Here is a 23824-nt window from a genome sequence, read left to right on the forward strand (position 1 = left end):
AGATTATGATATACTAAATGGTGTATGAGCAGAGAAGCTCTGTCTTTCCCTGCCTATATGCCATTTTGTTATTTTCTAAGGAGGGAATCCGTGTGAAGCTGGCTTTCACCAAGATGCACGGCTGCGGCAACAATTATATCTATTTTAATTGCTTCGACCAGACTGTGCCCGATCCCGAGTCGCTTTCGATCAAGCTCAGTGAACCGCACTTCGGTATCGGCGGCGACGGCATTATCCTTATTTCTCCTTCCGACAAGGCGGATGCGCAGATGCGCATCTTCAACGCCGATGGCTCGGAGGGAAAAATGTGCGGAAACGGCATCCGCTGCGTGGGCAAGTACCTGTACGACAACGGCATGACCGATGGCCGCACCACCATCACCATTGACACGCTTTCCGGCGTAAAAACGCTTGAGCTTACCGTCAAGGACGGCAAAATGCAGTCCGCCCGCGTGGACATGGGTGCAGCCATTCTTGCTCCGCGGGAGATTCCCGTTGATATGGACGGCGAGAATGTCATCAGCGCACCCATCGTTGTGGACGAAAAGGTCTACCACATGACCTGCGTTTCCATGGGCAACCCGCACTGCGTTATCTTCCAGAAGGAGGATGTGGACGACCTCGACCTTACGCGCATCGGACCCAAGTTTGAGCATCATCCGCTGTTTCCGGAGCGTGTCAACACCGAGTTTGTCAACGTCCTGCCGGACGGCAGCCTGAAAATGCGCGTCTGGGAGCGCGGCTCCGGTGAGACATGGGCGTGCGGCACCGGCTCCTGTGCAACCGGCGTGGCAGCATGTCTGAACGGCTTTGCAAACAAAAACGAGGATATCGTCGTGCACCTGCGCGGCGGCGACCTCACCATTCGCTATACAGATGAAACCGTGTTCATGACGGGCGCGGCAACGACCGTATTCAAGGGGGAAATTGAGATATGACAAAGTACATCTTCGTGACCGGCGGCGTAGTTTCCGGTCTGGGCAAGGGCATTACTGCCGCATCTCTCGGCCGTCTGCTGAAAAGCCGCGGCCTGAAAATTGCAGCGCAGAAGCTCGATCCCTACATCAACGTAGACCCGGGCACGATGAGCCCGTTCCAGCACGGCGAGGTTTACGTTACCGACGACGGCGCAGAGACCGACCTCGACCTCGGCCACTACGAGCGCTTCATCGACGAGGACCTGAACAAGTTCTCCAACCTGACCACCGGCAAGGTATACTGGAATGTTCTGAACAAGGAGCGCGCCGGCGAGTACCTCGGTGAGACCGTGCAGGTTATCCCGCACATCACCAACGAGATCAAGTCCTTCATCTACTCGGTAGGCAAAAAGACCTCGGCTGACGTTGTTATCACCGAGATTGGCGGCACCACCGGCGATATTGAGTCCCAGCCGTTCCTCGAGGCGATCCGTCAGGTTGCTGCTGAGGTTGGCCGCCGCAACTGCCTGTTTATCCATGTAACACTGGTTCCGTTCATCTCCGGCTCCAATGAGCCGAAGTCCAAGCCGACCCAGCACTCGGTTAAGGAGCTGCGCGGTCTGGGCATCTCTCCGGACATCATCGTAGCCCGCGTTGACCAGCCGATGGATGACGATATCAAGCGCAAGATTTCCATGTTCTGCACCGTACCGGAGGACTGCGTAATCGAAAACCGCACCCTGCCGGTTCTGTATCAGGCACCGATGATGCTCGAGGAGAGCCATCTGTCCGACATCGTCTGCCGTGAGCTGTCCATCGGCGCAGGCAAGGGCGATATGACCGAGTGGCAGGAAATGCTCGAACGCATCGCAGCCCGCAAGGACCATGTGAAGATCGCGCTGGTCGGCAAGTACGTCAAGCTGCATGACGCATACCTTTCGGTTGCAGAGGCGCTGCAGCACGGCGGCTACGAGACCGGCTGCTTCGTCGATATCGACTGGGTAGACTCCGAGGAGATCAACGACTCCACCGTGGACAAGCTGCTCGGTGAGGTTGACGGCATCATCCTGCCGGGCGGCTTCGGCGCACGCGGCGTGGAAGGCATGATTTGTGCGGCAAACTATGCGCGTACGCAGGGTATCCCCTACTTCGGCATCTGCCTCGGCATGCAGATCGCGGTTATGAGCTACGCACGCAACGTGCTCGGCTACGCGGATGCAAACTCCAGCGAGTTTGACCCGGATTCCACCCATCCGGTCATCGACCTGATGGAGAGCCAGCAGGGCATCTCCAAGAAGGGCGGCACGATGCGTCTGGGTGCTTATCCGTGCAAGATTCGTCCGAATACTATCATGGCATCGGCGTACGGCGAGGAAATGATTTCCGAGCGTCACCGCCACCGTTACGAGTTCAACAACAATTTCCGCGAGGAGATTGAAAATAAGGGCATGCAGATCACGGGCACCTCGCCGACCGGCGAGCTTGTGGAGACCGTTGAGATCCCGAACCATCCGTTCTATATCGGCGTACAGTTCCACCCCGAGTTCAAGTCCCGTCCCAACCGCGCTCATCCCCTGTTCAAGGCGTTCGTCGCGGCATCTCTGAAAAGGAGCCAGAACAACAATGCAGACTAACAAGAACTACGACAATCTCGAGCAGAGCTATCTGTTCTCCACCATCGCACGCAAGGTGCGTGAGTACTCCGAAGCACATCCGGAGGCTGATATCATCCGTCTGGGCATCGGCGACGTAACCCGTCCGCTGGTACCGGCTGTTATCGACGCACTGCACGCAGCCGTTGAGGATCAGGCCAAGCAGGAGACCTTCCACGGCTACGGCGATGAGCAGGGCTACGGCTTCCTGCACGAGGCACTGGTCGGCTACTACAAGACCCACGGCGTAGAGCTCGCCACCAATGAGATCTTCATCTCGGACGGTGCAAAGAGCGACCTCGGCAACATCCTCGACATTTTCGGTACCGACAACACTGTTCTGGTTCCGGATCCGGTTTACCCGGTTTACGTTGATACCAACGTTATGGCGGGCCGCAAGATCGTATTCGCTGACGCAAATGAGGCAAACGGCTTCCTGCCGCTGCCGGACGAGTCCGTTCAGTGCGACATCATCTATATCTGCTCTCCGAACAACCCGACCGGCGCTGCTTACGACCGTGCAGGTCTGAAGGCTTGGGTAGATTACGCCAACAAGCAGAACGCCGTTATCCTGTATGACGCAGCTTACGAGTGCTTCATCGACGATGAGACTCTGCCGCGCTCCATTTACGAGATCGAAGGCGCTAAGTCCTGTGCAATCGAGTTCTGCTCCTTCTCCAAGATGGCCGGCTTCACCGGCACCCGCTGCGGCTGGACCGTTGTTCCGACCGCTCTGCTGGACGGCAAGCTGAACAAGATGTGGCTGCGCCGTCAGACCACCAAGTTCAACGGCGTTCCGTATATCGTACAGAAGGGCGCTGCTGCCTGCTTCACCGAGGAAGGCATGAAGCAGATCAAGGAGACCCTCGGCTACTACAAGCAGAACGCTAAGGTTCTGGCTGAGACCCTCGATGAACTGGGTATCTGGTACACCGGCGGCAAGAGCAGCCCGTACCTGTGGCTCAAGTGCCCGAACGGCATGGATTCCTGGACCTTCTTCGACTACCTGCTTGAGAATGCCAACGTCGTTGGTACGCCGGGTGCAGGCTTCGGCAAGAACGGCGACAGCTTCTTCCGTCTGACCGCATTCGGCGATCAGGCACGCACCAAGGAAGCTGCTGAGAGACTCAAGAAACTCCTCAAGAAGTGAGTTTCCGCAATATCGCATAATCAAAGAGCTGTCCCGCGCGGACAGCTCTTTTTGCATAGTTGAGGTGATTGCATGGGCATTCTTTATGGTCACCGGTGTGTTTTATGCGGCGCAGATTTTCCGGTGACGGCCAGCCGCACGCTGCAGCTTTGTCCGGACTGTGCCGCTGCAGTCCGGCGGGAATACCGCTGCAATGAGGTCATCTCCATTGCTGGAGCCGACGGCACGATCGCTCCTCTGTATTACCGCGGCACCGTCCAAAATGCCATGAAGCGGTTCAAGTTCAGCAGCGCCGCCTACTGCGCGGATTGGTTCGCGGCGCAAATGTCCGTGGCTCTCACGTCGCAGCTGGAGGACTGGCAGCCTGATTTGATTACCTACATGCCGATTGGATTCCTGCACTACCGCAAGCGCGGGTACAATCAGGCGGAGCTGCTTGCAAAGCTGACGGCAAAGCCGCTTTCTCTTCCATGCGAAGCCACCTTGCGCAAGCGATGGTTTGTCGGCAAGCAGTCCGCGCAGAAGGATTACGCCGCGCGGCAGAGCAACGCGAAAGACGCCGTTCTGCCGAAGGGCGGCGTGGACTTGACCGGAAAATCCGTCGTGCTGGTCGATGATATTATCACCACCGGCGCAACGGCGGCTGCCGCCGTCAAGGCTCTGCGGGAGATGGGCGCAAGCCGTGTTTACGTCCTCGCCGCGACATTTACACCGAGGAAATAACAAAAAGACCGCTTTCGCGGTCTTTTTTGTTATTGGAAAAACTCACTGCTGTACACTCTGCCATAATTGTCGGTAATCTCGGCTTTCAGCTGGTACTGATCCAATCCACCTTCCAGATCACGCCAGTCAACCTGTGTATAATAATAAACGTCTCCACCGACTCCTGTTTCTATATTCTCGATCTTCTTCTCTTTGATTTGTTTTCCGTTCTGATACAGCAATATACGACCACTGACCGGTGTCACACTGTCATCGCCGCAGTAAATATACGTTGCCACATTGCCGCTGGCTGATGTGGTTTTACCATTAAAGCTAAAGCTACCGTTCTCCCACCACGCACGCACTTCGAGAGAAAAACGCTGCTTCAGGTCATACTCAGAGGCAACCATAATATTACGGATTTCTCCGTCCGTACTTGTCAGCGTCAAATAAACAGAAAACGTATCCACCAGCGGCACGCTGATTTCGCCGCTGTAACCGTTCTTGTTTTCTGCGTCGCACTCCCACGACTGATCGCCGCTGCGGACAACAAACTTTGCGGTTTCGCCGTCCCGCATTTCTTTCGGCACGGCGCTCACTGTGACAAGAAGATTTTCGTTGTGATCCGGGTCTACCTCGATATTCTCCGACCAGTCGGCAAGATCGCTGTTCTCATTGTCTGTCTGCGGATAGTAAATCGTGCTCGGCCCGCTCTGCAGCCGCAGCTGGTCAATCTGGTTCTGCATGACGATCACGCGCCACAGGCTGACCGCGCTGCATACCACGCTGACGCACAGCAGTCCCGCCGCTGCAATCGCTGCGATTTTCCATTTGCGGTTTACGTTCTTCACCGACTGGCTGCCGTTCTCCGTCGGTATCTCCGCCGTGTCCTCCGTCTTGGGAACAAGTTCCGCATCCGGACGCAGCAGCGTATCCACCGGCACGCCGAACAGCTTGCTCAGTTCCATTAAATTATCCATCGTGGGCACCGCCTGATCGGCCTCCCACTTGCTGACCGCCTGACGGCTGAGACCCAGCTTTTCGCCGAGCGCCTCCTGACTCATGCCCTGCTCTTTTCGCAGTACCGCGATTTTCTCACCTGTTGTCATCTCTGCCACCTGCCTTTCTTTTCTGTCTCCAGTGTGCCTGAAATGCCGCAAAAGCGCCACCAACCCATCGTTTCTTTTTGTCAACCGACGGTTGCGGACGCCTTTCCGGTTGCAAAAAAGTCCCGAAATGTGTATTTCGGGACTTTGAGGCTGTCTGGGAAAACACTTATGGGCATTACCACACAATTCAGCGGTGAGCGGTTGGCGAGTAAATTTTGCGTGCTGATGCGGCGCGGTTCCGCAGCAATACTTTGTGTATTGCAAGGGAACGCAACAAAATCAGCGCACAAAATTTCCGCCAAACGCCGCCGATGCAATCGTGTGGTATTGCCCCCAATTAGGCGTTGAAGAACTCCTCGTGGATAGCCTTAACAGCCTTCTCGCTGTCCTCCTCGTTGATGAGGACAGAGATCTTGATCTCAGAGGTGGAGATCATGCGGATGTTGATGCCGGCGCTTGCCAGAGCCTCGAACATCTTGGAAGCAACGCCGGTAGCGGAAGCCATACCTGCACCAACAATGGAAACCTTTGCGACCTTGGTGTTGATGGAAATATCCTCGTAGCCGAGCATCTCCTTCGCGTCGCGCAGGATCTTCTCGACGCGCTCTGCATCGTCCTGACGGATGGTGAACGAGATGGACTTCTTGTTATCACGGCCGACGGACTGGAGGATGATGTCGATGTTGACATTGTGCTTCGCCATCAGCGAGAATACCTTGAATGCAGTGCCCGGCGTATCGTCCAGATTGATGATTGCTACACGCGCGCAGTTATTATCACGGGCAACACCCGAAACCAGCAGTTTTTCCATATTAGAACCCTCCTTGACTTTGGTACCCGGATTGCGGGTAAAGCTCGAAACGACCTCAAGATCGACATTATACTTCTTTGCCATCTCAACCGAACGGTTGTGCAGCACCTGTGCACCCAGAGATGCCAGCTCCAGCATCTCATCATAGGTGATGGCGTCCAGCTTCTTGGCATCCTTTACGATGCGCGGATCGGCAGTGTAAACGCCGTCTACGTCGGTGTAAATCTGGCAGAGATCCGCGCCGAGCGTTGCTGCAATGGCAACTGCGGTGGTGTCCGAGCCGCCGCGGCCGAGCGTGGTCACGTCGCCCATCTTGTTAATGCCCTGGAAACCTGCAACAATAACGATGCGGCCGTTATCCAGCTCTGCCTTGAGGCGCTCACCTGCGATACGCTTGATGCGGGCATCCGAGTAGTTGCTGTTGGTCTCCAGACCGATCTGCCAGCCGGTCAGGGAAACGACCGGAAAGCCCAGCTTCTGGATGGCCATCGCCAGCAGAGACATGGAGATCATCTCGCCGGTGTTGAGCAGAACGTCCATCTCGCGCTTGGAAGGACGGTCGTTCAGCTCGGCAGCCTTTACAATCAGATCATCCGTGGTATCGCCCTGCGCGGATACAACTACAACAACCTGATTGCCTGCCTGTGCGGTCTTGGTAACAATGTCCGCAACATTCTTCAGTCGCTCGGTGTTGGCAACCGAAGTGCCGCCGAACTTTTGCACAATAAGACTCATACTAACTATGTTTCCTCCTTATATACACGGACGAGAGCACTCATCCGTCCCCTATTACAGTCGTTTTACGGTCGCACCGACCTCATCACAGCGCAGCTGCACGGCCTTCCAGTGCGGATACAGCTTCTCGCACAGCTCCTGTGCACGGGTGATGTAGTCGCGGTCGCCCTTGTACACGATCGCCACGATGGACGGGCCTGCGCCGGAAATGAACGCGCCGAGCGCGCCCAGCTTCTTGGCCTCACGCACGATGTCCTCACCGTTTTCGATCAGACCGAAACGGTACGGCTGGTGCAGACAGTCACCGGTTGCCGCGTCAAGGTTTTCCAGCTTGCCGGTGGTCAGGCTGCCCGCAAGCAGCGCTGCGCGCGCCAGATTGTAAACCGCATCGTGATGGTCGATGGTCTTTGGCAGCGCCGCACGCGCCTTTTCGGTGGACAGCTGGAAATCCGGGATGAATACCACGAAGTCGATCGCACCGTGAACCGGCACACGAACGTGATGCACATGGCCGTTTTCGAGCAGCGCCACGCAGAAGCCGCCGAGGATCGCCGGTGTGGAGTTATCCGGGTGACCCTCGATGGTAGCCGCCAGATCAATGACCGCGTTGCGGTCGAGCGGCTCACCGAGCAGCATGTTTGCACCCATGATACCCGCAACCGTGCACGCCGAGGACGAACCCAGACCGCGAGTCTGCGGGATAGCGCAGTCCTCAACGATGGTCAAACCGGAAAGCGGCTTGCCGCACTCGTCGTAGACGCGCTTCGCACACTGATAGATCAGGTTGCTCTCGTCCTGCGGAACATACTGACCGTTTTTATCCGAAATATCAATATGATCGTTCTCTGCGAGGTCGATCACGTTGTACAGCTCGAGCGCAATGCCGATGCTGTCATAGCCCGAGCCCATATTGGCGCTCGTAGCAGGAACGGTTACACGAACCATTGTATTTTCTCTCCTTTACAGAATACGCATTGCCGCGCGGACTTCGCCGCGTGCGTTCAGCTTCTCTGCTGCGGTGTCCATCTCTGCGGTGGACAGCTTGCGGGTCTGAACCACGAATACGCCCTCAGCAGGCTCAGTCAGACTCTCAACCGGCAGCAGCTCCTCAACATCCTTCTGTGCGCCCTTGAAGCGAACGTACCATGCACTCTGCAGGGTATCCAGCGGACGGAGCAGGTGCTTGGAGCCATCGCCCCAGAAGATACGGCGGCGTTTGTCCTTGTGCTCGATGCTGTCCAGCATATCGGCAACAACAGCGGAAGCGGTAGCCAGCTTGCCGGCGCCCTTGCCGTAGAACATAACCTCACCGGTCGCATTGCCGTCGATCATGATGGCGTTGAATACATCCTCAACAGCGGCCAGCGGGCTTTCCTTGTGGATGAGATGCGGTGCAACATAAGCGTAAGCGGTGCCGTTCTCGCAGCGGACCGAGCGGCCCAGCAGCTTGATAACGCAGCCCAGCTTGTCGGCGTTTGCTACGTCCTCGAGGGTGATCTTAGTGATGCCCTCGCAGGAAACCTGATCCGGATCGAACTTATCGCCGTAAGCAAGGTCGGACAGAATGCAGATCTTGCGGCAGGCGTCGTGACCCTCGATATCAGCGGTCGGGTCCTTCTCGGCATAGCCGTTGAGCTGTGCCTGCTTGAGCGCATCCGCAAAGGTAACGCCGTTGTGGATCATCTGGGTGAGAATGTAGTTGGTCGTGCCGTTCAGAATGCCGCAGATTTCGTTAAACTCGTTGGCAGCCAGGCACTGCAGCATCGGACGGATGACCGGAATGCCGCCGCCGACGGATGCCTCGAACATGTAGTTTACGCCGTGCTCCTCGGCAATCTTGAGCAGCTCCTCACCCTTGGTAGCAACCAGTTCCTTGTTGGAGGTGCATACGCTCTTGCCAGCCTCGAGGCAGCGCTTGGTGAACTGGTACGCAGCGCCCACGCCGCCCATTACCTCGGCAACGACTGTTACCTCGGGGTCGTTCTCGATGACAGAGAAATCGGTTACAAATTTATTGCCATACGGCAGAGAGGAGAAGTCGCGCAGGTCGAGGACATACTTTACCTCAACCGGCTCGCCAACGGTCTTGGCAATCTTGTCGGCGTTCATATCAAAAACCTCGTATACGCCCGAACCGACAGTGCCGTGTCCCATGATTGCTACTTTAATCATATGCTGATTTCCTTTCATCAGTTAAATTAGCGTTCTGTATACCGCCGGACGGTCATTCAGATGCCAGAATTTCCACTTTGCTGACGCCTTCCATTGCTTCTGCACGGTGCACAAGCTCTTCGGATGAGTATTTCATCTCACCGGTGCGGGCCGAAATAGTGACCGACGCCATTCCTCTCATCGGAATGGACTGGTTCACCGTCAGCAGGTTCGCACCCGAGCGTGCCATCAGTCCGAGAATGCTCGACAGAACACCCGGCTGATCGTGCAGCATGAAATGGTAGGTGACGATACGGTCGGTGGTCGCCTCAAAGAAAGGACGAACGCCGTCCTTATATTTATAATACGCACTGCGCGACAGACCGGCGATCTTTGCCGCTTCGCTTGCCGTAGCCGCCTTGCCCGAAGCGATGGCTTCATTCGCTTCGATCACGCGCTGAAATACCTCCGGCAGCAGGGTGCGCTCCACGAGATAATACTTTGGTTTTATCATGCGATGTCTGTCCTCCCTAAAAAGACACTTGTCTTTTTCACGCTCATTTATCATACCATATCCATCCACCGAGCGCAAGAGAATAACTGATAAATTTCCCTAAATTCCGACGAGTGTTTTGTTACTTCTGTCAAAAGCTCCCGCTTTTCCTGTGAAAAGTGTAAGTGGCTTTTTGCTTTATTTTGTGTTATACTATGTTTACATCTGTAAACAATCGGAGAGTTTTATTATGCATCAGAAAAACGAAAACGGAACCTTTACCTCAAAAATCGGCTTTGTGCTGGCGGCGGTCGGCTCTGCGGTCGGCATGGGCAACATCTGGATGTTCCCTTACCGCACCGGTCAATACGGCGGCGCGGCTTTTTTAATCCCCTACCTGCTGTTTATTGCGCTGTTCGGCTATGTCGGCCTGTCCGGCGAGTTCGCCTTCGGCCGTATGACCGGCACAGGTCCGATCGGCTCGTATGAATTTGCGATGAAATCCCGCGGCAAAAAGGGCGGCGCCATCCTCGGTACGATTCCTCTGCTCGGCTCGCTCGGTATCGCCATCGGCTACGCCATCATCGTCGGCTGGGTGCTGCGGAGCGCATTCGGTGCACTGACCGGCTCGCTGATGAGCACCGAACCGGAGCAGTTCTTCACGGAAATGAGCAGCACGAATTTTTCCAGTGTGCCGTGGCACACCCTGGTTATCCTGCTGACGGCGGCTGTGCTGATCTTCGGCGTGTCCGGCGGCATTGAAAAGATCAACAAGGTGATGATGCCTGCGTTCTTCATCCTGTTCATCATTATTGCTGTCCGCGTAGCCTTCCTGCCGAATGCGATCGAAGGCTACAAATACCTGCTCGTACCGCAGTGGGAATACCTGTTCAACCCGCGCACATGGATCATGGCGATGGGTCAGGCGTTCTTCTCGCTGTCCATCACGGGCTCGGGCATGATCATTTACGGCTCTTACCTGCCGAAAAATGAGGATGTTGTACATTCGTCGTGCATGACCGCTGTGCTCGACACCTGCGCGGCTATGCTTGCCGGCCTCGCCATCCTGCCGAGCGTGTTCGCGTTCGGTCTGGACCCGGCCTCCGGCCCCAAGCTGCTGTTCATCACCCTGCCGCGTGTATTCCAGCAGATGCCGTTCGGCCGTCTGTTCGCGTTCTTCTTCTTTATTTCCGTGCTGTTCGCGGGCATTACCTCGCTGGCGAACATGCTGGAAGCAGTCTCTGAAGCCGCGCAGACGCGCCTCAAGCTGAGCCGAAAGGCCGCTGTCCTGCTGGCGTGCGGTGCCGCATTGGCGGTTGGCCTGTTTATCGAGCGCGATACGCTCATGGGTACGCTGATGGACGTTATCACCATTTACGTCGTGCCGATCGGCGCTATCCTCGGTGCGGTTATGGCGTACTGGGTGCTCGGCATCGACAAGATGGAGCAGGAGCTGATGAACGGCCGCAGCAAGCCGCTCAGCCGCGCATTTGCGCCGCTTGCGAAATATGTGTATATCTTCCTTGCCGCACTCGTTGTATTCTTCAGCTTTATTATCCCGGGCGGTATTGGGTAAATCCGTGCTGTAAAAAAGGACTTCCTGCGGGAAGTCCTTTTTTCATGCAGGAATGGAGAATGGAAAATGAACGCAAAGATTGCATTTTCCGAACCATTTGCAAACATGTACCCGCAGGGGCATCCATTGGCCGCCCAGAATCGAGGTATGCCATCGCACTTCATTCTTCATTCTCCATTCTCCATTTTCAATTCTCAATTTTCACGATTCTTCATCGAGGAAGAATATACTCTCCACCGGCTGTTCCAGAAGCCGTGCGGTTTTAATCGCCAGTTCGAGGGTCGGGTCGTACTTATCGTTCTCCATCGCCACGATGGTCTGCCGCGATACCCCGAGCAGCTTTGCCATGTCCTCCTGCCGCAGGCCGCGCGCCTTGCGGAGTTCTTTAATGTTGTTCTTCATCTTCAGCGCCAGAACTTCCATATCAAATCTGCGAATATCACGACCGGAATGAAAATACGCTTTACAATATCCCCAGCGAGCGCACTTTTAGACGGCGGATCTTCCTTGTCGTCTTTTGCGGCACGGTAGATCGCGATTGTTCTGTAAACACCCTCGAACACCATGCACACGAACCACAGAATCGCAAACTCGCTCACATTTTTGCCGAATGCAATGATATCCACCAACATCACCACGAACAGCCCGACCGTCATCAAGCGGTAGGCGATAATCGCACCATTGCGTGTGATCGTGTTCTGCATTTCGTCCTGCTCCCAGCCGTTAGCTTTCGCGGAAGCGCGTGCACGAGCAGTCTTTCCGGCCTGTCCCCAGTCCTCCCAGAGCATAAAAGCCAGCCAGAATGCCGCAAAAACAACCATTACGACCACGCCTATACCGGTTTCGGTTGTAAACATAGGTGCACCTCCCTACATCCAGAATACATCGACCACAATACACAGATACATCAGATTATTGAACACACTATGTCCCATCTGTTTCCACATTTGCGTTTTATCCTCATCGCCCGCCATATTGCGAATGGTTTTGATGATTATAAACAGCACCTCAGCAACAATGGACACGATTGCCAGGACACTGAGTTCAATCGAGCGATAATCACGGAAAAGGCGGCTGTAACCAAGATAAATGATAACACCGGCCTGCAGCACACGGTAGCCGATCAAGCGGCCCTTCACATTGACGGCGTGCGCCATCTCATCAATATTCCATTCCCAGTCCTTCATGATTTTTCTCGCTCGCGGCGATTGTCCTTCTTCTACCCAGTCGTGCCACAGACTCGCTGCAAGAATAACCAGCGGCAGCACAATCGCAACCACAACAACCTGCACCTTCTGTGTCATATCGTACATATCCCAGCTCATAAGCGCACCTCCTACCAGTTTTGCGTTAGAACCGTCATTCCGACGGCCAATCCGATCAGCACCGCACAGAACATCAGCTTTGCGATAAGGAAAGCCAGTCTCGGCGGATGCTCCTCGTCGTCCTTTGCTTTGCGGAACGTCTGCACAAGTATAACAGCCGCCTCCGCCATGCCGGACACGACCAGCAGCGCACACAACTCCATTGCCGCCTGCCCTTTTACCAGCAGACGATAATACAGGCACGCCTGGATTCCCGCCTGCGTCACGCGGTACGCGACCGCCTGCGCCTGTATGCTGATGGCGTGCTCCATCTCATCGGTCTTGCTGCCGAGTGCTTTGGCGGCTTTGCGGGCCTTTTTCGATCCTCCGGCATCCATCCAGTCTCTTACCAGCCATGCCGCCAGCAGGAGCACCGGCAGGCCGATGCAGACCCACAATACCTGCATTTTCTCGGCTGATGTATACATATCCCACCGCATAAAAGCACCTCCTGCCCTTGATGCCATTCGCTAAAATGTAAAGTTCTCTTTACATCTTCAAGATAACAGGCAGACAGCAAAATGTCAAGAGTATTTGACATTTCAGGCAAGGAAAAACCCCACAGAATTTTCTGTGGGGTTTTGTGAATGTTTACTGATCCTGCTTATCCGGGTCGAGATCCTTTTCGGCTTCTTCAACCTTGGCAAGCTCCTCTGCGGATTCCGCGGGCTTGCTTACCTTGGCGTGCAGCTCCTGCTGCAGCTCGGTCATCAGATCCTCGCCGACGATCTTATCCGGAACGATTTCGCCGTTGTAGACCTTAACAAAGGTCTCGCCGTCCATCGTTTCGTTACGGATGAGATACTCGGCAACGCGCTTCATCTCGTCCATGTGCTCGCTCAGCAGCTTTTCACAGGCGTGATATGCGTGCTCGATAATGCGGTGAATCTCGTCGTCGATCTCCGCCGCCTTAACCTCGGAATAGCCCTTGCCGGCTGCCAGATCGCGGCCGAGGAACACCTCACCGTTATCCGAGCCGTAGTCGATCGGGCCGATACGCTCGCTCATGCCGTAGCTGGTGACCATGGCGCGTGCCATCTGGGTTGCCTGCTTGATATCGCCATAAGCACCGGTGGAGATATCCTCCATCGTCAGCTGCTCGGCCACGCGGCCGCCCAGGCAAACGATGATGTACTCCTCCATATACTTCTTGGTGCGATAGGCCTGATCCTCCTCCGGCAGCGGCATGGTAAAGCCGCCTGCGCCGGACGAACGCGGGATAATGGTAACGTGGTGTACCGGATCCTGCGTCGGCAGAACGTGGAAGCAGATCGCGTGACCGGCCTCGTGGTACGCGGTCAGGCGCTTGTCGTGCTCGTTAATGATGTGGCTCTTCTTCTCCACGCCCATAACGACCTTGAGCAGCGATTCCTCGATCTCCTCCTGCGAGATCAGCTTCTTGTTGCGGCGTGCCGCAAGCAGTGCTGCCTCATTGAGCAGGTTTTCGAGGTCTGCACCGGTGAAGCCGGCGGTCGTCTTGGCAATTTCAGAGAACTTGACATCCGGGTCGAACTGCTTGTTGCGGGCATGTACCTTGAGGACAGCCTCACGACCCTTGACATCCGGTGCGCCGACATAGACCTGACGGTCAAAACGGCCCGGACGCAGCAGTGCGTTATCCAGAATATCCTTGCGGTTGGTGGCTGCGATGACGATAACGCCCTCGTTTGCACCAAAGCCGTCCATCTCAACGAGCAGCTGGTTGAGCGTCTGCTCGCGCTCGTCATGGCCGCCGCCGAGACCTGCGCCGCGCTGACGGCCTACTGCGTCGATCTCGTCGATGAACACGATAGCCGGCGCGTTCTTCTTGGCCTGCTCGAACAGGTCGCGCACACGCGATGCGCCGACACCGACGTACAGCTCAACGAAGTCCGAACCCGAAATAGACAGGAACGGTACGCCCGCCTCGCCTGCAACCGCACGCGCGATCAGAGTCTTACCGGTGCCCGGAGGGCCGACCAACAGCACGCCCTTCGGAATACGCGCGCCGATCTGCACGAATTTCTGCGGATTCTTGAGGAACTCGACAATTTCCTGCAGCTCGGCCTTTTCCTCGTCCGCGCCTGCCACATCATTGAAGGTGACCTTGCGCTTATCGTCCTGCGCCAGCTTTGCACGGGCCTTGCCAAACTGCATCGGACCTGCTCCGCCGCCGGACTGCTTGTTCATCATAAAGTACCAGAACGCGATCAGCAGCACGATCAGGATCACATACGGCAGGAACTGTGCCCACCACGGAATGGTCGCCGTGCGGTAATCGACCTTGGTCAGCGTGCCATCCCGCATCTGCTGCTGAATGGTCTCGCCCAGATCATTATAGAACACGCTTCTGTAGTCGCCCAAATCGTAAGTGTACGTCTGGTTTTCCTTTTTCAGATGCATGGTCAGCGTGGTGTCGTCCACATCGTACTGGTCAACATCGCCATCCATAAAGTAGTTGTAGATCTGATTATAGGACAGCGTTTCTGTCTGCTGTGTCTGGCTGACCACATAGCTGACGCCCGCCAGCAGGCACACCAGTATGATCAGGTAAAGGCCGAAGCCTTTCATTTTGCCTTTCAAATCGGTTTAACACCTCTTCCCTAAATTACTCGCCGCCGTAAACATACGGCTTAAGTACACCGATATACGGCAGATTGCGATACTTTTCCGCGTAGTCGAGACCGTAGCCGACTACGAACTCGTCCGGAATCTCAAAGCCGAGGTAATCCACATCGACGTTGATCTTGCGGCGCTCCGGCTTGGAGAGCAGCGTGCACAGGCGGATGGAGTTCGCGCCGCGTGCTGCCAGAATCTGCATGAGATAGTGCAGCGTTACGCCGGAATCCAGAATATCCTCCACGATCAGCAGGTCGCGGCCGTCGATCGGCTGTGCGATATCCTTGATGATCTGCACCTCGCCGGAGGTCTTGGTGCCCTTGCCGTAGCTGGATACGACCATGAAATCCACGTTGCACGGCGTATCAATGGCACGGGTCAGGTCTGCCATGAATACATAGGAGCCCTTGAGCACACTGACGATCAGCGGGTTCTTATCGCGGTAATCCTCCGTGATACGCGCACCCAGCTCTGCTACCTTTTCGTGAAGCTGCTCCTCGGTAAAGTAAACTTCCTTGATGTCATCTCGCATATTATAAGCCATTTTTTGATAACCCCTTTACTGTAATCTGCAGTGTATTTGCGTTATTTTTGGCTGTTCTGCTGCAGTCCGCACCGATATCCTGCACCGCGATCACGCCGTTTTTATCCGCGATAACGGCCATCGCATTCCGCATATAGCGCGGAATCTTTCGGTCGATCATCAGCTTTTTGAGCGATCTGCTGCCTCCGTTTTCGGTCAGCCGCAGAGTGTCTCCGGTGCGTCGTGTGCGAACACACAGCGATTCAAAATCTATTGTACCACAATCCAGACAAAAAGTATTGAATGTTTTGTAAAAAACTTCGGATTTTTCTAATTTCTTTGCAGTCAGCCTTACCGTGTCCTTCCAGATCATCCCTGCGAATGGTACGGTAAACGGGATTTCCGGCCGCTCGACCGCGGTTTCCGCCTTGGGAATGATGCGCAGAACGTCATATTCACGTCTTGCGAAACAGCCGTTCGGTAAATCGGTTTCCGCAGACGGAGACGCGGTTTCCAACAGATGCTCGAGCGCTGAAATGTGCTTTGCGGTTACGTCTTTGAGCGGCATATCCGCGTTTTCGAGCAGCAGACGCAATGCTCGGCTGCGAACCGCCGATGCGGCCTCCCGCAGAGGCTGAATCTTCCATGCGCCGTTCCCGACTGCGCAAAGTTGTACACAGGTCTGTGCATAACTCTGCAGGCAAGTCTCGTCCTGCCGAAGCTGACGCGAAAGCCGTGCTGCCGCCTGCACCGCCTGCGGATTCAATTCCCGCAGAATGGGAACGACCTCTTGACGGAGGCGGTTGCGCGTATAAGCCGTGTCCGCATTGGTGCTGTCCGTCACGAAATCCTGTCCGCGCTCGCGCAGAAAGGCTTCGATTTCCCGCCGTTCGATCTCAATGAGAGGCCGGATAATACGTCCGCGCACCGGTGGAATGCCCGTGAGACCTTTCGCACCTGTGCCGCGCACCAGATGGAACAGCATGGTTTCCAGATTGTCGTCCGCATTATGCGCCACCGCGATTTTGTCTCCATGCGCGGCATGCTCCAGCCGCGCATAGCGAATACGCCGCGCGGTCTCCTCTACCGCGGAATCGCCTGCGGCAGCGGCTATGTCCACGCGCTCGACCGTCAGTTTCACGCCGAGCTTCTCACACAGCCTGCGGCAGAAGGCTTCGTCCCGGTCGGACTCTGCACCGCGCAGACAGTGGTTGAGGTGAAACGCCCGCACAGGATACCCCAGCTCGCGCAGACTCAGCAGAAGCGCTACGGAATCCGCACCGCCGGACAGGGCGACAAGCACATTTTCGCCGGTTTCGAGCATCGTATAGTCGGAAATCGTTCGTTTTACCGTATCCAGCATGGCTTACTCCTCGTGAATGCGGTCCGGGTTGGAGAAGGTCGTGTACTGACCGACCCACTGCAGCTCAATGGTGCCGGTCGCACCGTGACGGTTTTTCGCAATGATAATTTCTGCGATATTTTTGTTCTCGCTCTCGTCATCGTAATAATCATCGCGGTAGATAAACATAACGATGTCAGCGTCCTGCTCGATCGCGCCGGACTCTCGCAGGTCGGACAGCATCGGGCGCTTATCCGAGCGCTGCTCGGACGCACGCGACAGCTGCGACAGACACACGACCGGAACATTGAGTTCCTTCGCCATAATTTTCAGCGAACGTGAAATCTCTGCGACCTCCTGCACACGATTATCCATGTGACGGCCGCCGACGTGCATCAGCTGCAGATAGTCGATGACGATCAGACCGAGTTCGTCACCCAGTCTGCGGCATTTCGCCTTGATCTCCGCAACCGTGATGGCCGGATTGTCGTCCACATAGATATTCAGTCCTGCCAGTACGCCGGACGCACGCGCGATCTTTACCCAATCGTCACCGTCCAGATTACCGGTTTTCAGCTTCTGCGACTCAATGAGCGCCTCACTTGACAGGAAACGGCTGGCCAGCTGTTCCTTGCCCATCTCAAGCTGGAACACGCACACGCCGGTGCCCTTTTTGTCGCCGCGCTCCTTATTCTTAACACTTGCCTTAGCCGCATTGAGCGCCACATTGAGCGCAAACGCGGTCTTGCCCATGCCGGGTCGTGCCGCAATGAGAATCAGGTCGGATTTATTGAGACCGGTCAGCGCCGTGTCCAGCGCGTGGAAGCCGGTGGACATGCCGGGAATTTCACTGTCCGACCGGGCACGCTCGTCCAGTTCGGTATACAGATCAGCGATAACCTCAGAAAGCCGTGACAGACCCTTAATTTCACGTCCCTGACGGATGCTGTAAATACGCTGCTCCGCCAGCTCGGCAATGCCGGAGGCTTCACCGTGGGCTTCGAGGGCGTTCTGCTGAATCTCGCTGCCCGCATCCGCCAGCTGGCGCAGCAGGCTCTTGTCACGCACGATGCGGACGTACTCGTTGACGTTCCGCGCACCCGGCGTGACCTCCATCAGCTGAAAGAGATACGCGCGGCCGCCGGCCTCGTCGTAGTAGCCCATGCGCGTGAGCATATCCAGAACGGTTACCGGGTCAATGCGCTGTGCGCCGTTGAACATCGAGTAGATAGTCTCAAAGATGCGCTTGTTTTCTTCCGCGTAAAAATCATCGGCGCGCACCTGCTCGATGACCTCGGGAATGCAGTTCGGATCGACCAGCATCGCGCCTAAAAGCGACTGCTCCGCAGTCAGATCCTGCGGCACCTGCCGCATTAAAAGTTCGTCGGGCACTTACTTACCTCCCTCCGCTAAAAAATAAAAATGGAAAATGGAGAATTGCGAATGAAGAACGAAAAATGACAACGCAGGCATAGCCTGCGTCAATCAAATCCCGCTTTGCTTGCAAAGCGCAACCACATGACAGGTTTTCCAAACGGAAAACCGAGTCATTGGCCCGCAGCGCGACCAAGAAGTCGCGCAAGGATAGCGGCCGCGGCCGCGACCGTGCGTTTCACGCACGGCATGAAATAGGACACGGCAATACCGTGTCCGTAAAAAGTCAGGACATGCGCCTGACTTTTTACCCCCCGACCCAGCGCCCTTGGGGCGCGTCCGGGGGTATCGCCGGTCGGTTTCTCCGGAACCGACCGGCGTATATAGGGGGTATTGGATACCCCCTATAGGTACAGGTTAGGCCTCGACTACCTGCACCAGAATCTCGCCTGCGATATCCTGATACAGCTTTGCCTTTACGCGGTGTACACCGAAGGTCTTGATCGGCTCCTCGAGCACGATCTTCTGCTTCGGTACGTTCAGACCGTACTGCTTGTTCAGCTCCTCAGCGATTTCCTTGGAGGTAACAGCGCCGAACAGACGGCCGCCCGTGCCGCCCTTGGCCGGAACCTTTACCGGGCTCTCCTTGAGCTTCTCGGCTGCCTCGCGGGCTGCCTGCTGCTCGAGTGCGATCTTGCGTGCGTGTGCCTCATCCTGCGCCTTCTTGACGTTCAGGTTATCCGCGGTTGCCGGCTCTGCCAGACCGCGCGGCATCAGGAAGTTGCGGCCGTAGCCCTCGCTGACCTCGATCAGCTCGCCCTTTTTGCCCTTGCCCTTAACGTCGGCCTTAAGAATTACTTTCATGGTGATTACTCCTTTTGTGTTTGCTATATCGAATGCGGCGAACAGCTTCGCCTGCTTTTCGGTTTTATTTATTGTCGTCCTGCTTTTCGGTCCGCTGATCGTCGAAGTAGCTGCGAATGGCATCCGTGATCAGCTTGTCGGCCTCCTCCGGCGTGGTATTCTTCAGCTGTGCACCGGCCGCCGAATGGTTGCCGCCGCCGCCGAGTCGTTCCATCAGCAGCTGCACATTGACGTGGCCTGCCGCACGAGCGGAAACCGCCATATCATCGCCGCTGCGGAACGCAACAACGCTTGCATGTGTGCCGATGATGGACAGCAGCTCGTCTGCTGCCTGTGCGGCCGCAATACGGTCTACCTCCTCACCGGTGATAGCGAAGATAACGCCCTGACCGCAGTTGCGCGCGGACGAGATCAGCTTCTGACGTTCCATATACTGGTCAAAGCTGGACTGGAACAGGCGCTTGACATCGCTCGACTCCGCACCTGCGCGGCGCAGATACGCTGCCGCCTCAAATGTGCGGACGCCGGTACGCGTTGCAAAGCCCTTGGTATCCAGATAAATACCCGCCAGCATGGCTTCCGCCTCGCAGGTGAGAATGCCGCTGGTCGGCACAAGATACTGCAGCAGCTCGCTGACCAGCTCGGATGCGGACGACGCATACGGCTCGTGCAGGGATACGACTGCGTTCTCGATATAATCCGCCGCACGGCGGTGATGGTCAATGACTGCGATCTTGTTGATGGATTCGAGCAGCGCCGCGCTCTCCACATAGCCGGGACGGTTTACGTCCACCACGATAAGCAGCGTGTTGAAATCGCACGCGATCATCGCATCCTCGGCGCTGATGAACACGCCCTTGTACTCAGACTGGGTTTCCAGCCGTTCGATCAGGTCATTTGCCATGGTGTGCTGACGGTCCACAACAATGTGCACCGGTCTGCCCTTGACGCGCGCGGCACAGACCATACCGGCAGCAGCGCCGATGGCGTCCATATCGCTGTTCTTGTGGCCCATGACCAGCACCTGAGACGAGTCGCGGATCAGCTGGCTGAGTGCGTTGGCAACCACGCGGCTCTTGACCTTGGTGCGCTTCTCGACTTCCTCGCTCAATCCGCCGAAGAAGGCAAAGTTAAATTTATTCTTGATAACCGCCTGGTCACCGCCGCGGGACAGCGCCATGTCGACAGCGAGTCCGGCAAACTGATAGCTTTCCGCAAGCGTTTCGCCGTCGCGTCCGATACCGATGGACAGAGTGGCTACAACGCCCTCGTGGTTCTCAATTTCGCGCACCTCCTGCAGAACGGAGAACTTGCGCGCAACCAGCTTGTCCAGCTCAGCGTTTTCGATCACGAAGATATACTTGTCGCGGTCGTACTTGCGCAGTACGGCGCTCGAGTCCTTCACCCAGGCAAACAGACGTTTGTCAATGCCCGCCAGAATGTTGGATTTTTCCGAGTCGGTGGTGTTCTTGACCAGCTCCTCGTAGTTGTCGATTGCGATAACCGCGATAGCCGGACGGGTAGTCTCAGCCGCATCCCGCAGACGGACAAACTCGGTGCAGTCGATGAAATGCAGCATCATCAGTTGTCCCGCACCGCTCTGCACCATACTGCCGAATACATGGTACTGCCGCTTGCCAATGCCAAGCTCTCCCGGGAACGCGGTCTGTCCCTTGATGAGCCAGCCGGTCTCAAACGTCGGTGCGATCTCGCCCATGCGAACGCCGCTTACCGCAGTCCCCCGACCGCTGATTTCCGCAAATGCGTCATTCGCCCATACGATCTCGCCCGTGGTAGCCAGCGCAACAGCTGTCGGCAGCGGCGAGCGTGTCACCGCCGGACGGATCTCTCCGCCATCTACCTCGATGTTGTTCATCAGCTCCTGCACCTGCCGCCGCCGTGCCGCATTCGTACGCAGCGAAACAATCCGCAGAATGATACACACCACAATACCCGCCGCACCGTACACGCGGGAGAAATAAAGTCCCACGACCGCAAACAGGAAAAACAGCACATAAAACATTACGCTGTTGGGAGCCAGCATCTTCTGTAATCTCTTTTTCAAACCCCTGCCTCCTTTTTTTGGACGCAAATATTCAACCTAATTATAGCAAGCCATTGTAGAAATTTCAACACTAAATGCAAACCGGTTTTGTATCTTTTCGCCGTCCGCTTGCAATTTTCACAGCTTCATGGTACAGTAACCGTAGATTCGCAATCAGGAGGATATCATTATGCAATTTTCGTTTGCACACAACAACTTCAACGTCCGCGATCTGGACCGCTCGCTTTCTTTTTATAAGGAGGCTCTCGGTCTGACCGAATCCAGCCGCATCAACGCACCGGACGGCAGCTTCATTATTGTATACCTGACCGATGGCGTAACGCCGCATCTGCTCGAGCTGACGTGGCTGCGCGACTGGGACAAGCCGTACAACCTCGGTGACAACGAGTTCCACCTGGCCTTCCGCGTGGATGATTTCGATGCCGCACACGCCAAGCACAAGGAAATGGACTGCATCTGCTTTGAAAATCCGTCAATGGGCATCTATTTTATCTCCGACCCGGACGGCTACTGGCTGGAGGTCATTCCCGCAAAGTAAACAGAAAACGCTTGGAGCTGCTGCTTTGAGCGTTTTTTTCATTCTCTTAACAGGATTATTCTGTTCATTTTTCGGCAACGGGTGTATACTATTGAAGTTATCTCCTGACGAAAGGACTGTATCATTTGAATCCTTACCTTGATCTATACCTCACGTTTGCAAGGATTGGCGTGTGCACGTTCGGCGGCGGCTATGCCATGCTGCCGATTCTGCAGCGCGAGGTCGTTGAAAACCGCCACTGGGCGACTGAGGACGAGCTGATGGACTACTACGCCATCGGTCAGTGCACCCCGGGCGTTATCGCGGTGAACACGTCCACGTTCATCGGCTACAAGACGCACGGCATTCTCGGCGGCATTGCCGCCACGGCAGGCATGATCACGCCATCGCTGATTATTATCACGATCATTGCCGCATTTATCCAGCAGTTTGCGCATCTCGCTGTCGTGCAGCACGCATTTGCCGGAATCCGCATCGCGGTCTGCGCGCTTGTGCTGCAGTCCGTGTGGAAAATGGCGAAAAAGGGCGTTGTTGACGTTCCGACCAGTGTTATCCTGCTCGTTACGTTCGCGGCTGTCGCTTTCTTCGGCGTATCGCCGGTTGTGATGGTCGTTATCGCCGCTGCTGCCGGTATTATCATCGGTATGATCCGGAGGAAACGCGCATGATTTTTTTACTGCTGTTTCTCGAATTTTTCAAGACCGGTCTGTTCGCCATCGGCGGCGGACTGGCGACCCTGCCCTTTCTCAAGCAGATTTCGCTGCGGTATCCGTGGTTCACGCCGAATGATCTGATGGACATGATTGCGGTCTCCGAGTCCACACCCGGTCCGATGGGCGTCAACTCGGCAACATACGCAGGCTTCCACGCAGCCGGCATTCCCGGTGCCATCACAGCGACCTGCTCGCTTGTGCTGCCGTCGGTCATCATCATCATTCTGGTGTCGCGTGCGCTCGATAAGTTCCGCGACTCTCCGCTGGTCCAGAACGGCTTTTACGGCCTGCGTCCGGCGTCCGCGGGTCTGATCTTCGGCGCAATGCTCGAGGTGTTCGCCGCTTCCCTGCTGCACACGGAAAACTGGGCCGGTATTGCCAGCATCGGTTCGGTCATCAATGTTCCGGCGATAATTATTTTCCTCGTGCTGTCGCTCGGTATCTGGAAGCTCAAAAAGCTGCATCCGATTGTGTTTATCCTGATCGGCGCGGTATGCGGCATTGTGTTTAATCTGTAAGTTTTGATTTGTTATCGTGCAGATTCTCTGTGGAACGGCGGGATGGGGCATCCCGCCCTACCCGATACATTCTGCCAAATGTTTTGCCGCATACACCATAATCACACGACATACCGTAGGGCGGGGTGACCTCACCCTGCCGCTACCCTCCGAATTGCACAAAAAATCCCTTTCTCAGTCGAGAAAGGGATTTTCTTTTTATTTCGTGAGGTATTCCTCAATCAGCTCACACGCATCCTCAATGCAGCCCGGACAGGAGCGCCGTACATTGCCGTCGGCTACGCCCTTGAGGTCGCGGCACAGATACGCGCCGTTCTTCTGCTCAAACTTCTCCTTGAGCATTTTCGTGACCTTATAGGTCTGACCCTTGGTCGTGCCCGGCTGATCCGCTCCTGCGCTGTTCTTCATGCCCGCGAGCATGAACGCACCGCTCAGCGCGCCGCACATCTCCATGCAGCCCATGCCAAAGCCGAAGCCTTCCGACATTTTATAGGCGGTCTCCTTATCCAGACCAACCAGATCGCAGTACGCGCAGACCACCGCCTGCGCGCAGTTGTAGCCCTGATTGTGAAAATCCTGTGCCAGTTTTGCCCATTCTGTCATAACAAATATCTCCTTCTGTTAAAGCA

At 55.8% G+C, this 23824-nt stretch carries 24 protein-coding genes; 8 read left to right on the forward strand and 16 right to left on the reverse strand.

All coding sequences use genetic code 11. From position 1 onward, the window contains the following. The first annotated feature begins 92 nt into the window (after positions 1 to 92). The 4 genes from dapF to PGY33_RS01815 all read left to right on the forward strand — a co-directional run bounded on the left by dapF (position 93) and on the right by PGY33_RS01815 (position 4442). On the forward strand, positions 93 to 938 hold the full coding sequence (gene dapF, locus PGY33_RS01800) for a diaminopimelate epimerase (RefSeq protein WP_318261265.1): 846 nt from the start codon (positions 93 to 95) through the stop codon (positions 936 to 938). Continuing rightward, on the forward strand, positions 935 to 2551 hold the full coding sequence (locus PGY33_RS01805; protein WP_117489902.1) for a CTP synthase: 1617 nt from the start codon (positions 935 to 937) through the stop codon (positions 2549 to 2551). Before dapF ends, PGY33_RS01805 begins: the two co-directional genes overlap by 4 nt. Next, positions 2541 to 3719, forward strand: coding sequence for an LL-diaminopimelate aminotransferase (locus PGY33_RS01810; protein WP_118478890.1), 1179 nt, complete (start codon positions 2541 to 2543; stop codon positions 3717 to 3719). Before PGY33_RS01805 ends, PGY33_RS01810 begins: the two co-directional genes overlap by 11 nt. A 72-nt stretch (positions 3720 to 3791) precedes the next feature. Further along, positions 3792 to 4442 carry a ComF family protein gene (locus tag PGY33_RS01815; protein ID WP_118478888.1) on the forward strand — a complete coding sequence of 217 codons (651 nt, stop codon included), beginning with the start codon at positions 3792 to 3794 and terminating at the stop codon, positions 4440 to 4442. Positions 4443 to 4471: 29 nt separating this feature from the next. Here PGY33_RS01815 and PGY33_RS01820 read toward each other — a convergent pair whose 3' ends face one another. From PGY33_RS01820 to PGY33_RS01840, 5 genes are all read right to left on the reverse strand, one after another. Next, positions 4472 to 5530 carry a helix-turn-helix domain-containing protein gene (locus PGY33_RS01820; protein ID WP_118478886.1) on the reverse strand — a complete coding sequence of 353 codons (1059 nt, stop codon included), beginning with the start codon at positions 5528 to 5530 and terminating at the stop codon, positions 4472 to 4474. 337 nt (positions 5531 to 5867) lie between these two features. After that, positions 5868 to 7076, reverse strand: a complete 1209-nt coding sequence (locus tag PGY33_RS01825) for an aspartate kinase (RefSeq protein WP_118478884.1) — start codon at positions 7074 to 7076, stop codon at positions 5868 to 5870. 54 nt (positions 7077 to 7130) lie between these two features. Beyond that, complete coding sequence (thrB, locus tag PGY33_RS01830; RefSeq protein ID WP_117751782.1) at positions 7131 to 8021, reverse strand: homoserine kinase; 891 nt, start codon at positions 8019 to 8021, stop codon at positions 7131 to 7133. Between the two features lie 15 nt (positions 8022 to 8036). After that, on the reverse strand, positions 8037 to 9248 hold the full coding sequence (locus PGY33_RS01835) for a homoserine dehydrogenase (protein WP_270477061.1): 1212 nt from the start codon (positions 9246 to 9248) through the stop codon (positions 8037 to 8039). 52 nt (positions 9249 to 9300) lie between these two features. After that, a complete protein-coding gene (locus tag PGY33_RS01840) occupies positions 9301 to 9741 on the reverse strand; it encodes an ACT domain-containing protein (protein WP_117489913.1) in 441 nt (146 codons plus the stop codon). A 229-nt stretch (positions 9742 to 9970) separates the two neighbouring features. On the opposite strand from PGY33_RS01840, the gene PGY33_RS01845 reads away from it, so the two are divergent. Continuing rightward, positions 9971 to 11296, forward strand: coding sequence for a sodium-dependent transporter (locus tag PGY33_RS01845; RefSeq protein WP_117751784.1), 1326 nt, complete (start codon positions 9971 to 9973; stop codon positions 11294 to 11296). Between the two features lie 201 nt (positions 11297 to 11497). On the opposite strand, the gene PGY33_RS01850 is transcribed toward PGY33_RS01845, so the two are convergent. From PGY33_RS01850 to PGY33_RS01895, 10 genes are all read right to left on the reverse strand, one after another. Continuing rightward, positions 11498 to 11698 carry a helix-turn-helix transcriptional regulator gene (locus tag PGY33_RS01850; RefSeq protein WP_117490013.1) on the reverse strand — a complete coding sequence of 67 codons (201 nt, stop codon included), beginning with the start codon at positions 11696 to 11698 and terminating at the stop codon, positions 11498 to 11500. Positions 11699 to 11700: 2 nt separating this feature from the next. After that, positions 11701 to 12153, reverse strand: a complete 453-nt coding sequence (locus PGY33_RS01855; protein WP_117751785.1) for a hypothetical protein — start codon at positions 12151 to 12153, stop codon at positions 11701 to 11703. Between the two features lie 12 nt (positions 12154 to 12165). Continuing rightward, positions 12166 to 12621: a hypothetical protein gene (locus tag PGY33_RS01860; protein WP_117751786.1), complete on the reverse strand. Its 456-nt coding sequence runs from the start codon at positions 12619 to 12621 to the stop codon at positions 12166 to 12168. A gap of 11 nt (positions 12622 to 12632) precedes the next feature. After that, positions 12633 to 13100, reverse strand: a complete 468-nt coding sequence (locus PGY33_RS01865; protein ID WP_117751787.1) for a hypothetical protein — start codon at positions 13098 to 13100, stop codon at positions 12633 to 12635. Positions 13101 to 13251: 151 nt separating this feature from the next. Beyond that, complete coding sequence (gene ftsH / locus PGY33_RS01870) at positions 13252 to 15210, reverse strand: ATP-dependent zinc metalloprotease FtsH (protein WP_118479254.1); 1959 nt, start codon at positions 15208 to 15210, stop codon at positions 13252 to 13254. A gap of 37 nt (positions 15211 to 15247) precedes the next feature. Next, positions 15248 to 15802, reverse strand: a complete 555-nt coding sequence (hpt, locus tag PGY33_RS01875) for a hypoxanthine phosphoribosyltransferase (protein ID WP_243022094.1) — start codon at positions 15800 to 15802, stop codon at positions 15248 to 15250. Continuing rightward, complete coding sequence (gene tilS / locus PGY33_RS01880) at positions 15792 to 17144, reverse strand: tRNA lysidine(34) synthetase TilS (protein ID WP_118478872.1); 1353 nt, start codon at positions 17142 to 17144, stop codon at positions 15792 to 15794. The genes hpt and tilS overlap by 11 nt, the downstream gene beginning before the upstream one ends. 3 nt (positions 17145 to 17147) lie before the next feature. Next, entirely contained in the window at positions 17148 to 18515 is a 1368-nt protein-coding gene (gene dnaB, locus PGY33_RS01885) for a replicative DNA helicase (protein ID WP_188886039.1), read from the reverse strand. 399 nt (positions 18516 to 18914) lie between these two features. After that, positions 18915 to 19361: a 50S ribosomal protein L9 gene (rplI, locus tag PGY33_RS01890; RefSeq protein WP_110436125.1), complete on the reverse strand. Its 447-nt coding sequence runs from the start codon at positions 19359 to 19361 to the stop codon at positions 18915 to 18917. A gap of 64 nt (positions 19362 to 19425) precedes the next feature. Then, positions 19426 to 21426 (reverse strand): DHH family phosphoesterase, encoded by a 2001-nt coding sequence (locus PGY33_RS01895; protein WP_118478870.1) that lies wholly within the window; start codon positions 21424 to 21426, stop codon positions 19426 to 19428. A gap of 169 nt (positions 21427 to 21595) precedes the next feature. Here PGY33_RS01895 and PGY33_RS01900 point away from each other — a divergent pair, with 169 nt between their 5' ends. The 3 genes from PGY33_RS01900 to PGY33_RS01910 all read left to right on the forward strand — a co-directional run bounded on the left by PGY33_RS01900 (position 21596) and on the right by PGY33_RS01910 (position 23195). Next, positions 21596 to 21964 carry a VOC family protein gene (locus PGY33_RS01900; RefSeq protein WP_118478868.1) on the forward strand — a complete coding sequence of 123 codons (369 nt, stop codon included), beginning with the start codon at positions 21596 to 21598 and terminating at the stop codon, positions 21962 to 21964. Between the two features lie 125 nt (positions 21965 to 22089). Then, positions 22090 to 22632, forward strand: coding sequence for a chromate transporter (locus PGY33_RS01905; protein ID WP_117751790.1), 543 nt, complete (start codon positions 22090 to 22092; stop codon positions 22630 to 22632). Beyond that, entirely contained in the window at positions 22629 to 23195 is a 567-nt protein-coding gene (locus tag PGY33_RS01910; protein WP_118478866.1) for a chromate transporter, read from the forward strand. Before PGY33_RS01905 ends, PGY33_RS01910 begins: the two co-directional genes overlap by 4 nt. A gap of 198 nt (positions 23196 to 23393) precedes the next feature. Here PGY33_RS01910 and PGY33_RS01915 read toward each other — a convergent pair whose 3' ends face one another. Continuing rightward, positions 23394 to 23798: a C-GCAxxG-C-C family protein gene (locus tag PGY33_RS01915; RefSeq protein ID WP_270477067.1), complete on the reverse strand. Its 405-nt coding sequence runs from the start codon at positions 23796 to 23798 to the stop codon at positions 23394 to 23396. Between the last annotated feature and the right edge of the window lie 26 nt (positions 23799 to 23824).

This window comes from Butyricicoccus sp. AF18-9LB (assembly GCF_027684505.1).
GTDB lineage: Bacteria > Bacillota > Clostridia > Oscillospirales > Butyricicoccaceae > Agathobaculum > Agathobaculum butyriciproducens.

Bases quoted from the DNA above. Each gene is read 5' to 3' on its own strand.
- PGY33_RS01805 (WP_117489902.1), top strand. From the start codon at position 935: ATGACAAAGTACATCTTCGTGACCGGCGGCGTAGTTTCCGGTCTGGGC.
- PGY33_RS01810 (WP_118478890.1), top strand. From the start codon at position 2,541: ATGCAGACTAACAAGAACTACGACAATCTCGAGCAGAGCTATCTGTTC.
- PGY33_RS01815 (WP_118478888.1), top strand. From the start codon at position 3,792: ATGGGCATTCTTTATGGTCACCGGTGTGTTTTATGCGGCGCAGATTTT.
- PGY33_RS01820 (WP_118478886.1), bottom strand. From the start codon at position 5,530: ATGACAACAGGTGAGAAAATCGCGGTACTGCGAAAAGAGCAGGGCATG.
- PGY33_RS01825 (WP_118478884.1), bottom strand. From the start codon at position 7,076: ATGAGTCTTATTGTGCAAAAGTTCGGCGGCACTTCGGTTGCCAACACC.
- thrB (WP_117751782.1), bottom strand. From the start codon at position 8,021: ATGGTTCGTGTAACCGTTCCTGCTACGAGCGCCAATATGGGCTCGGGC.
- PGY33_RS01835 (WP_270477061.1), bottom strand. From the start codon at position 9,248: ATGATTAAAGTAGCAATCATGGGACACGGCACTGTCGGTTCGGGCGTA.
- PGY33_RS01840 (WP_117489913.1), bottom strand. From the start codon at position 9,741: ATGATAAAACCAAAGTATTATCTCGTGGAGCGCACCCTGCTGCCGGAG.
- PGY33_RS01845 (WP_117751784.1), top strand. From the start codon at position 9,971: ATGCATCAGAAAAACGAAAACGGAACCTTTACCTCAAAAATCGGCTTT.
- PGY33_RS01850 (WP_117490013.1), bottom strand. From the start codon at position 11,698: ATGAAGAACAACATTAAAGAACTCCGCAAGGCGCGCGGCCTGCGGCAG.
- PGY33_RS01855 (WP_117751785.1), bottom strand. From the start codon at position 12,153: ATGTTTACAACCGAAACCGGTATAGGCGTGGTCGTAATGGTTGTTTTT.
- PGY33_RS01860 (WP_117751786.1), bottom strand. From the start codon at position 12,621: ATGAGCTGGGATATGTACGATATGACACAGAAGGTGCAGGTTGTTGTG.
- PGY33_RS01865 (WP_117751787.1), bottom strand. From the start codon at position 13,100: ATGCGGTGGGATATGTATACATCAGCCGAGAAAATGCAGGTATTGTGG.
- ftsH (WP_118479254.1), bottom strand. From the start codon at position 15,210: ATGAAAGGCTTCGGCCTTTACCTGATCATACTGGTGTGCCTGCTGGCG.
- hpt (WP_243022094.1), bottom strand. From the start codon at position 15,802: ATGGCTTATAATATGCGAGATGACATCAAGGAAGTTTACTTTACCGAG.
- tilS (WP_118478872.1), bottom strand. From the start codon at position 17,144: ATGCTGGATACGGTAAAACGAACGATTTCCGACTATACGATGCTCGAA.
- rplI (WP_110436125.1), bottom strand. From the start codon at position 19,361: ATGAAAGTAATTCTTAAGGCCGACGTTAAGGGCAAGGGCAAAAAGGGC.
- PGY33_RS01900 (WP_118478868.1), top strand. From the start codon at position 21,596: ATGCAATTTTCGTTTGCACACAACAACTTCAACGTCCGCGATCTGGAC.
- PGY33_RS01910 (WP_118478866.1), top strand. From the start codon at position 22,629: ATGATTTTTTTACTGCTGTTTCTCGAATTTTTCAAGACCGGTCTGTTC.
- PGY33_RS01915 (WP_270477067.1), bottom strand. From the start codon at position 23,798: ATGACAGAATGGGCAAAACTGGCACAGGATTTTCACAATCAGGGCTAC.